Origin of the sequence: Novosphingobium sp. SG751A, assembly GCF_013149295.1 — a bacterium.
In the GTDB taxonomy this organism is placed as follows: Bacteria; Pseudomonadota; Alphaproteobacteria; order Sphingomonadales; family Sphingomonadaceae; genus Novosphingobium.
This window is the reverse complement of the sequence record NZ_JABGCB010000048.1, coordinates 1-8,911: the sequence shown is the minus strand read 5'-3', so window position 1 is coordinate 8,911 and position 8,911 is coordinate 1. Positions and strand designations below refer to the sequence as shown.

Sequence of the window (8,911 nt, the reverse complement as noted above, 5' to 3'; positions counted from 1 at the left end):
ACATCGGTTATGAATCTGCCAGCGCCTTCAGCACCGCCTTTCGCAAACGCCTCGGCGCCCCGCCCGGCAGCTTTGCCAGAATGATGGGAGAGGCGTAGCGCGCCAGCGACTTGTCGCTGCGGTTGAGCAGTTCGCCAGCCGATTGCAGCTTCGGTTTGAGTAGTTCCGCACTGGCGCAGACGTTTAGGCCCAGCGCTAACGATGTCGTCCAGTTTGCGAAGGCGGATAGTCCGTCGCGCGGTTACGGTTGGGCGGTACAAACCGAACCCTTTGACAGGGCCTTGTTGGCGAACTTGCGGTCTGGCCCGATTGCAAAGGCCGCAAAGGCCCTCGCGCCCCAAACGAGCCTTCCCGCACCGCTACTCGAACAGATCATTGCACTGCGCATTTTCCTTCACCAGCACCAATACGACCGCGTGGTCGAGGATATGCGATCCATTTCGGGTCGAGCAACATTCAGATCAGGCCCAGCAACCGCTATCTCTGCATTGTCCCTGACCGCCCACCAGCTGAGGCGCAGAACATCAAGCTGCCATTTGCAGGCAACGGATTGCTCTCCACCATTCTTGCCAAGGCATTCCTGCTGGTGGACGAGGACAAGATCAAGGATCAGACGATTTTGCGCCAGCTTTAGTGGAAGCAACCAAGTTCAGAGCAGACCTTTAATTGACCATATCCCAAAATCCAAAGCCGCCGTGCGTTCATATGGAGTTGCCTTAGCCCGCTTGGCTCGCGCTCCCTTCGGCACGCTGTTTGATAATGGCCAGCACATTGCTTTGAATGTCGCCCAGCAGGATTTCACCCCACATTTGCGCGTAAAGATTGACGTGGGTCTTGGCGATATAGTTGGTGCGCAAGGTGAGCTGCGTCCTGCCCTTGCCCAACGCTGTCAGCGTGTAATCGCCAGTGTCGATTTTCAAGAATTGCCCATCTGGCGCGATATGCCGGTCGGTATAATCCTGGAGCGAGGAATTGGTGAAGGCAAAGGCCCAGCCAAGCCGACGTCCCGGTTGCCATTGTGTGATCCGCTCCTCGAAATTGATGTGATCGCCCCAATAGGCGGTGCGGATGGCCCCCACGCCATGCCCGCTAACCGTGGTGGCGCGCGGGCGGGGCAGGCGCAGGATGCTTTGCGTGAAATTCCATTGCCCCTCGTCGCTTCCGATATGGGCGTTGGCGACGGCGAAGGGCCAGATTTGCTCAGGTGCCGCCTCAATGATGATCGAGCGGGTCAGCGTGACCGGCTGCTCGGCGATAGGAATCTGGCTTTCCACACCCCCGCACATCAGGGGCAGAAACAGCAGTGAGGCATGAAAACTTGCCGAGTCATCGCGTCCCCTTCGCACGCGGCGAAGAATATAGACGCCAGCATAGCCTGCCGCCAGCCAGACCGGCGCCAGCATGACAAGGCAGATCACCCCCTCGCGCAGAAAGACCGCCGATCCCACGCAGACAATGATGCCAAAAACCGGCGGCACCGAGAGGTAAAAGGAACGTGGCCTTTCAAGCTCAGGATCAGCGACATAACAGATCAAGGCGCAAAGATAGGCAGGCAGGATGGCCAGAAACCACAAGCTGGCAAAGCCCACGCTGTTCGCCTTGCTGGCGTTGATCAGGATATAGGCGCTGAGCGCGATGACCAAGGCCAGCGTAAACCCGGCGACCATACGTCCGCGATTGGAGGGCGTCCCGGTCATAGTGTAAACTCCGGTTTGGCGACCATCAGCCAGAAGATGACGATGACACCGATAAACGCAGGCCAGCCCAGCACGAACCACCAGCGCGCGAGGCGGTGGTAGCCTGGAGGCAATTCTTGGCCGTCGTGCGTGACCTCGGCGATGCGCCGCATCTGGATCTGGATCGCCACCACCGGCAACCAGCATGCCCCCACCAGAACGTAGAGCGCGATGGCCGCCATCAGCCACGGTGTTGTCAGTGGAAAACCCGCCAAATGGGCCAGCCACACGCCGGTCACTGGCTGCACAATCACGGCGGGGGTGGTGAACAACCAATCGGCCAGTTCGACATTGCGGTTCACCACCCGCCGCGCCGCCAACACGCCCGAACGGTTGGCCATCCAGCCATGAAAAGCCGTGCCAAGGCCCGTGCCGAACAGCAGGGTGGAACTGAGGATATGGATGGTCTTGAGGAGCAGATAGTCAGACATGGGGCTTCTCCATCGCATGAACGGCCAGAGACAGGCCGAGGACGGCGAGGTTCTTGACCAGGGCGCCAAAGGGATCGGCCCAGAGTTCCGGGGCAATGGCGGCAAGGATCAGGCTGTAGGCGCTCATCAGGGCCACGCCTGCAAGAGCCGCACCCGGCAGATGCAGGATCAACGCGAGGCCCACTGCCATGTCAGCCAGCGATGCGGCCCAGACGGTGCCGATCGCTGCCGTACCGCTGAGGCCAAGGCGGGAAAGCAGGTGGGTGTTCTGCGCCATCGGGGTGAGCAGCAAGGGCACCAACCCACCGGCCAGCCACACCCCAATCAACAGGCCACGCAGCACGGGCACAAGTGGGCCGAGCCTTGCGGCCATCAAATCGCCCGGCGTTGCTGGGCTGCGGGCCAAGGCCTGTGCGATGGGTTGCGGGGTGAAACCCAATGCGGCGACAAAGGGTTCGACCGGTGCGGTATTGCCAGCCTCCAGCATGGTCAGGCTGTCCCGTGTCATCGGCCCAATACCCAGCATGGCAACCGCCCGCAGCATCCAGCACGGCACTGGCACCGCACGAGCCGCATCAAGACCGAGCCAGCGTCGCAGCAGGCCCATGAGATCCACGATGCGCATCCGTTCCGGCCCCACCGCATCCACCATCAACGCCATGGGCAAGGGGCGCTGTAACAGCCGCCAGACCGCCTCCACCAGATCGTCAATGGCGATGGGTTGCACCATGCCGCCGCCGATATCGGGCATCAGCGGCAAGGCTGCCATCGCGCTGAACAGTGCTGTGCTGCCCCTGCCGCGCCCCACCACCAGCGAGGGGCGGATCACCGCCCAACCCAGCGCCAGTGTGGCCAGATGCGCGTCGGCGGCCCGCTTGCTGCGGTGATAGGCGGTGGTACCATCCTCCGCGCCCAGCGAGGAGATCTGGATCACGCGGCCAACCCCGGCACGCGCGGCGCCGTTGAACAGGGCAATTGCGCCGAGCGTGTGCACACCGTTATAATCCGCCCCCGCCGCCAGAACGCCCGCACAATTCACCAGCGCATCATACCCCCGCAGCCGTTGCGCCCAGACGGCGGCATCGTCGCTGGAAAGATCACAGGCCACATCCGCACCGCGCCGTCCTGCCACCGTGACGACGCATCCTTCAGCCCGCAGCCGCCCGGCCAAGTGCCCGCCGATAAAGCCGCCGCCCACGATCATCACACGCATCGCGGCCTCCTCAATCGACGCTCGGCTGTGGCACGCGGCGCCACACGGCCAGCCCCATGCCCGCCATCGCCATTAGGATGCCCGCCAGAGTAGCCGCCACCGTGCCCTGGATCAGCTCGGTGGGATCGGTGGCAACACGCGCCATCGAGACGAACAGCAACGGCAGCGCGATCATCATCACCATCGACCACACCGTCCAGAACGAGGAGCGCTCTTCGGTGCCGCACAATTCGGACAGCAGGATCGAGAGTGGGCGGCGCAGCACAAAAGCCGCCAGCCCCGCCAGCACCAGTGTGACGGCATAGGTGAGCAGCAAAGCGGCGATCGGGATCAACATGGATTGGCTCCTTTTAATCAAGGGCGGTCGTGTTGACCGCGCCCGTCTCCTGCATCGCAACTGGCATGCCAATTGCGATGATCGCGGGAAAACCGGGGTTTTCGCCCGTGAAGTGGCCGCCTGAATGTTAACGACGTGAACGGAAACGCGTGATATGCTGTCAACGATGGATACAGCTTTCGGTATCATGGCCTATATCGGCGCGCTGGGTCTGACTGCGCTGGCCAGCCTTTTGCTGGCAGGCTTTGTTGCGGCCAAGGCGCGGGGCCTGCCGGGTGCATGGACGCTGGTGGCGTTCCTTTGCGGGGTGGCGCTGTGGAGTTTGGCCATGGCCGCGCCTGCGATGTGGGGAGCAGGGGCAGAGCCCTTCACGCTCGCTGTCATCGCGCTTTCGCCCTTGCCAGCAGCGGCCTTTGTGCATCTCGTGTTTGCCTTTGCGCTGTGCGGCGCGCTGCGGCCCGTGGCTTGGGCCAGCTATGGTATCGCCCTCATCGCAACCTTGGCGGGCCTTGCGCTGGGCGTTGGGCGGATCGCCCCGTGGCACGGATTTGCGGGGGCCTTTGTGCCTTCGCCAGTGGGCTGGGGCGTGCTGAGCATCACGGCGGGCCTGTCGCTGGCGGGGCATTTGCGCCTCGCGCAGACATGGCGTCAACAAAGCGGGCTGCATCGCGATCAGGCAGGGGCGGTGTTTGCTTCCAGCGGGATCGGCTTGCTTGCGCTGACCGGCTTTGCCTTTCCGGCGCTGGGGATCGAAGCCTATCCTTGGCCTGTGCTGGCGCTGCCGCTCTATTCGGTGGCGCTGGTCTATGCGGTGCTGCGCCATCGCTTCATGGCGGCCGATGTCTGGGCGCGCCGCGGGCTGGTGTGGGTTCTGCTGCTGGCAGGCGCAGGGGGCGCGGCGGCGCTGATTGCCACCTTGCCTTTGGCGCTGGCGGGGCGGCCAGAGGGCTTTGTAGCGACATGGGCGGCGCTGGCGGGCGCCATGGCGTTGGGTTTGGTCGCGATGGCCCCGCTAAAGCGGCTGACCGACCGGCTGGTGTTCCCCGGTGCGGCGCTGGATGTCGAACCGTGGCGCGATGCGTTGGCGCAGGCTGTGGACGAGCGGGAACTCGAAGCCTTGGCCAATGCCAAGCTGCGCCGGGATCTGGGGTTCGGGCCTGATGGGCCGTGCCTCGCGATCACCGGTGAGGCCGTAACACTGGCCGGATGGGATGATGCCCCCGCCGCCATGCGCCACACCGCCAGCCGCGTGGCCGCGCTGGTCGAGGAAGCCGCCCGCCGCATCGCCAGCGCCCGTCGCATGGTGCATGCCGAGCGCGAGGCCCGCCTTGCCGAACTGGGCGCGCTGGCGGCAACCATTGCCCATGATCTGCGCAACCCGCTGGGCATTGTGCAGATGGCGGCCACAGGCGCCCCGCCCGAAGTTCGCGCAGAAATTGGCGAGCAGGTGGGGCGGATGAACGCGCTGGTTACTGACATTCTCGATTATGCGCGGGCGTGGACAGTGGCGCCGCGCCCGATCGAACTGGCGCCCTTTCTGGCCGGATTTGGCGTGCCGGTGCACGCGGATGAAGGCTTGATGTTAACCGCCGATCCCCTCGCTTTGCGCCGCGCATTGGCCAATCTGGTGGACAATGCCGGGGCGATGGGCGGTGAATGCGCCATCTATGCCCAAACAGGCGTCATCGATGTCTGCGACAACGGCCCCGGCATCGCGCCAGAGATCGTGGGCAGCCTGTTCAAGCCCTTCGTCTCCCGCCGCCCCGGTGGCACGGGCCTTGGGCTTGCCATCGTGGCGCGCATCGTGGAGGCCCATGGCGGCACGGTGTCGTTGGCGCAGCGCGAGGGCTGGACCACTTGTTTCCGCCTGACTTTCGGGGAACCTGCATGATTCTGCTGGCCGATGATGAACCCGCCTTTCAGCGCCTAACTGCAAGCTGGCTGCGCTCACAGGGCCATGAGGTGATGACCGTGGGCGATGGCGATGCCGCGCGCGCCGCCTTTGCCAAGGCGAAGCCCGAGGTGGTGCTGCTCGATCTGGCCATGCCGCCGCATCATGATCCGCAAGCGGGCATCGCGCTGATCCCCGCCTTTGCCCCCGCGCCGGTGGTGGTGATGACCGGCCATGCTGATCAGGCTTTGGCCATGCAGGCGATTGAAGCGGGAGCGTGGGATTTTCTTGCCAAACCGGTCGATCCCGATCTGCTGAAGGTGGTGGTAGCCCGTGCGGTGGAACGTGCAAGGCTGGCGCAGGAACTGGCCGCCTTGCGCGCTCGCGATGAGGCGAGCGAAGACATGGGCCTGATCGGGCAGTCGCCCCCGATGGTGGCGCTACGGGCGCTGATCCGCCGCGTGGCGCCCACCAACCTGCCGGTGATGGTGCTGGGGCCGAGTGGCACGGGCAAGGAACTGGTGGCGCGTGCGATCCATGCGGCCTCTGCGCGTGCCAAGGGGCCGCTGGTGCCGGTGCATTGCGGGGCGGTTCCTGCCGACCTGCTGGAAAGCGAGTTGTTCGGGCATCTCAAGGGCAGCTTTACCGGCGCCCATGCCGATCGGGCGGGGCTGGTCGAGGTCGCCCATGGCGGCACGCTGTTCCTTGATGAGATTGGCGAGATGCCGCCCGCCATGCAGGTGAAGCTGCTGCGCTTCCTTGCCGATGGCACCTATCAACCGGTTGGCGCGCGCGAGATGCGAACATCCGATGTGCGGATCGTCGCCGCCACCCACCGCGATCTGGCCGCCGCCGTCACCGATGGCTCGTTCCGCGAGGACCTCTATTACCGGCTCAAAGGCGTGGTGTTGTCCACGCCAAAGCTCGACGATCGCGGCGCGGACAAGGCGCTACTGGCGCAGATTTTCCTGCGGCGCGCCACCCCGCAGGCCAGCTTTTCCGCTGATGCCTTGGGATGGATCGCCCAGCGCGCATGGCCCGGCAATGTGCGCGAATTGCGAGCGGCAGTGGAATGCGCGGCGGCCTTGGCGCAGGGGCAGGTCGGCGTGCAGGATCTGGTCTTTGCAACAGGATCAGGCGAGTCGGTTCAAACCGCGCACCAACCGCAGACGCTGGAAGAGGAAGTGGCGGAATTGGAGCGGCGGCGGATCGTCGAGGCGCTAGCACGCACGGGTCATAACCATACCCACACTGCGCGTGAACTTGGCCTATCGCGGGTCGGGCTGCTCAAAAAGATGGACCGGATGGGCTTGCGGTAGCCGCCGCGAAAGCAGTCTTTGCAAGCGCCAAAGCAGCTCTCTGATACCTTCCCTTCATACATCATAATTTCCTGAGGAGACCCAAGTCGCTACCCGATGGCCCATGGTGCTATCACCTGCCAAGCGGCAAGCGACGTACCGGCACAATCCGGATGACCAACAGGTCCGCCCGACCTTAACACCGGAGCGCAAATGCAGCGTAGGGTTTCAGCTTGGCGCCCGCTTTTATCGAAACCTGCTTGCCGGTCAGAAGATCCCGGCCCTGCACTGACGGCACGCCCATGGTAGGTATCGCGGTCTCCTGCCGCGACATGTTCACAACCACAAGCAGGCATTCAGCCCCCAACCGCCGCTCAAAAATGATCAGGCAGGGATGGTCGGCAAGCAGCAGCCTGAAATCCCCGTGACGGATAAGGGCATTTTCGCGGCGCAGGGCAATCAGTCGGCGATAGTGTTGGAAGACGCCATCGGTATCGGCCCGGTCCAGTTCCACGTTCAGGCGGAGGAAATTCTCGTTGACCGCGATCCACGGTTGGCCACGGGTAAACCCGGCATGGGGAGCGGCCGACCATTGCATCGGCGTGCGGGCATTGTCGCGGCTGTTGGCCCGGGCACCGGCGAGAAAATCCGCCTCGGCAACGCCCTGCGCCAACTGGATACGATGGAAATTGATGGTCTCCACGTCGCGATACTGCTCGATGCTGGTGAAACCGGCATTGGTCATGCCGATCTCCTCGCCCTGATAGATATAGGGCGTGCCCTCCATCAGGTGCAGGATCGTGGCAAGCGCCTTGGCAGAAGTGACACGGTATTCGCCCTCGTCACCATAGCGCGAGACAGCGCGCGGCAGATCATGATTGCCCCAAAACAGCGAGTTCCAGCCTTTGCCGTGCAGCGCCTGTTGCCATGCCGCAAAGGTTGCCTTCAGCCTGGGCCAATCGATCGACTTGGGCTTCCATTTGCCCAGCTTTTCGTCCCAGAACTGCGTGACATGACCGAACTGGAATACCATCGACACTTCCTGGCGTTCCGGCGCGCTGTAGAGTGGCGCATTGGTCGGAGTTGCGCTCCATGCTTCGCCCACCGTCACCGCATCCCGCCCGGTCAGCGTGGCCTCGTGCATTTCGCGCAGGTAGTGATGCAGCTCCGGCCCATCAGCAACGATACCGGCCTCGGGCTGCTTGCCGATCAGATCGATCACATCCATGCGAAAGCCGGCAACGCCCTTGTCGAGCCACCAGTTCATCATCGCATGAACTTCAGCGCGAAGAGCGGGATTGGCCCAGTTCAAGTCGGGCTGCTGGGGCGCGAAGAGGTGGAAGTAATATTCCCCGCTCTGCGGATCGAGACTCCATGCAGATCCGCCAAACGAGGCTTCAATATCGGCGGGCGTGCCTTTGGCCGGCGGCTGGTCGCGCCAGATGTAGTAATCACGATAAGGCGAATGGCGATCAGAGCGCGCGGCACGGAACCAGGGATGCTGGTCGGACGTATGGTTCACCACCAGATCCATGACGATGCCGATCTTGCGGGCGCGGGCCTCGGCGATCAGCCGATCCATATCGGCCATCGTGCCAAAGATCGGGTTGATCGCCCGATAGTCGGAAATGTCATAGCCATTATCGACCATCGGCGAAGCATAGACCGGCGACAGCCAGATGAACCCGATGCCCAATTCGGCCAGATAATCCAGCTTGCCGATGATACCGGGTATATCGCCGATGCCATCATCATTGCTGTCTGCAAAACTGGCAGGATAAATCTGGTAACCGATGGCCGATTGCCACCAGGCCATATCGCGGGTGACGATTCCGGCATGCGACGATGCCGGGCTAATGCTCATCGCGGCCATGATTGTGATTGCTTCCCTTCTGGACATCATGTGCACTCTGTCCGTCATCAGAACATTTGGCACAAATTGCGTCGTAGATTAGCGGGGTGCGGGCCTCGTCTGGGGGTTGGTTTTAGGCGGCTAGCTTGCGGT

General features: G+C 63.3%; 7 protein-coding genes. 2 read left to right on the top strand and 5 right to left on the bottom strand.

The window, feature by feature from the left end; all coding sequences use genetic code 11:
• Positions 1 to 716 precede the first annotated feature (716 nt).
• From FHW96_RS25635 to FHW96_RS25620, 4 genes are read right to left on the bottom strand one after another with little or no spacing between them, the layout of a single operon-like run.
• Positions 717 to 1,697, bottom strand: a complete 981-nt coding sequence (locus tag FHW96_RS25635; RefSeq protein ID WP_172343398.1) for a hypothetical protein — start codon at positions 1,695 to 1,697, stop codon at positions 717 to 719.
• Complete coding sequence (locus tag FHW96_RS25630) at positions 1,694 to 2,167, bottom strand: DUF2269 domain-containing protein (RefSeq protein WP_172343397.1); 474 nt, start codon at positions 2,165 to 2,167, stop codon at positions 1,694 to 1,696. The genes FHW96_RS25635 and FHW96_RS25630 overlap by 4 nt, the downstream gene beginning before the upstream one ends.
• Entirely contained in the window at positions 2,160 to 3,380 is a 1,221-nt protein-coding gene (locus FHW96_RS25625; protein WP_172343396.1) for an SDR family oxidoreductase, read from the bottom strand. The genes FHW96_RS25630 and FHW96_RS25625 overlap by 8 nt, the downstream gene beginning before the upstream one ends.
• A 10-nt stretch (positions 3,381 to 3,390) precedes the next feature.
• Positions 3,391 to 3,717 carry a hypothetical protein gene (locus FHW96_RS25620; protein WP_172343395.1) on the bottom strand — a complete coding sequence of 109 codons (327 nt, stop codon included), beginning with the start codon at positions 3,715 to 3,717 and terminating at the stop codon, positions 3,391 to 3,393.
• 154 nt (positions 3,718 to 3,871) lie between these two features.
• Between FHW96_RS25620 and FHW96_RS25615 the strand changes: the two genes are divergently transcribed.
• Complete coding sequence (locus tag FHW96_RS25615; protein ID WP_253951273.1) at positions 3,872 to 5,608, top strand: sensor histidine kinase; 1,737 nt, start codon at positions 3,872 to 3,874, stop codon at positions 5,606 to 5,608.
• Entirely contained in the window at positions 5,605 to 6,927 is a 1,323-nt protein-coding gene (locus tag FHW96_RS25610) for a sigma-54 dependent transcriptional regulator (RefSeq protein ID WP_172343394.1), read from the top strand. The genes FHW96_RS25615 and FHW96_RS25610 overlap by 4 nt, the downstream gene beginning before the upstream one ends.
• A 175-nt stretch (positions 6,928 to 7,102) precedes the next feature.
• Here FHW96_RS25610 and FHW96_RS25605 read toward each other — a convergent pair whose 3' ends face one another.
• Positions 7,103 to 8,770, bottom strand: a complete 1,668-nt coding sequence (locus FHW96_RS25605) for an alpha-glucosidase (protein WP_216651087.1) — start codon at positions 8,768 to 8,770, stop codon at positions 7,103 to 7,105.
• Positions 8,771 to 8,911 lie beyond the last annotated feature (141 nt).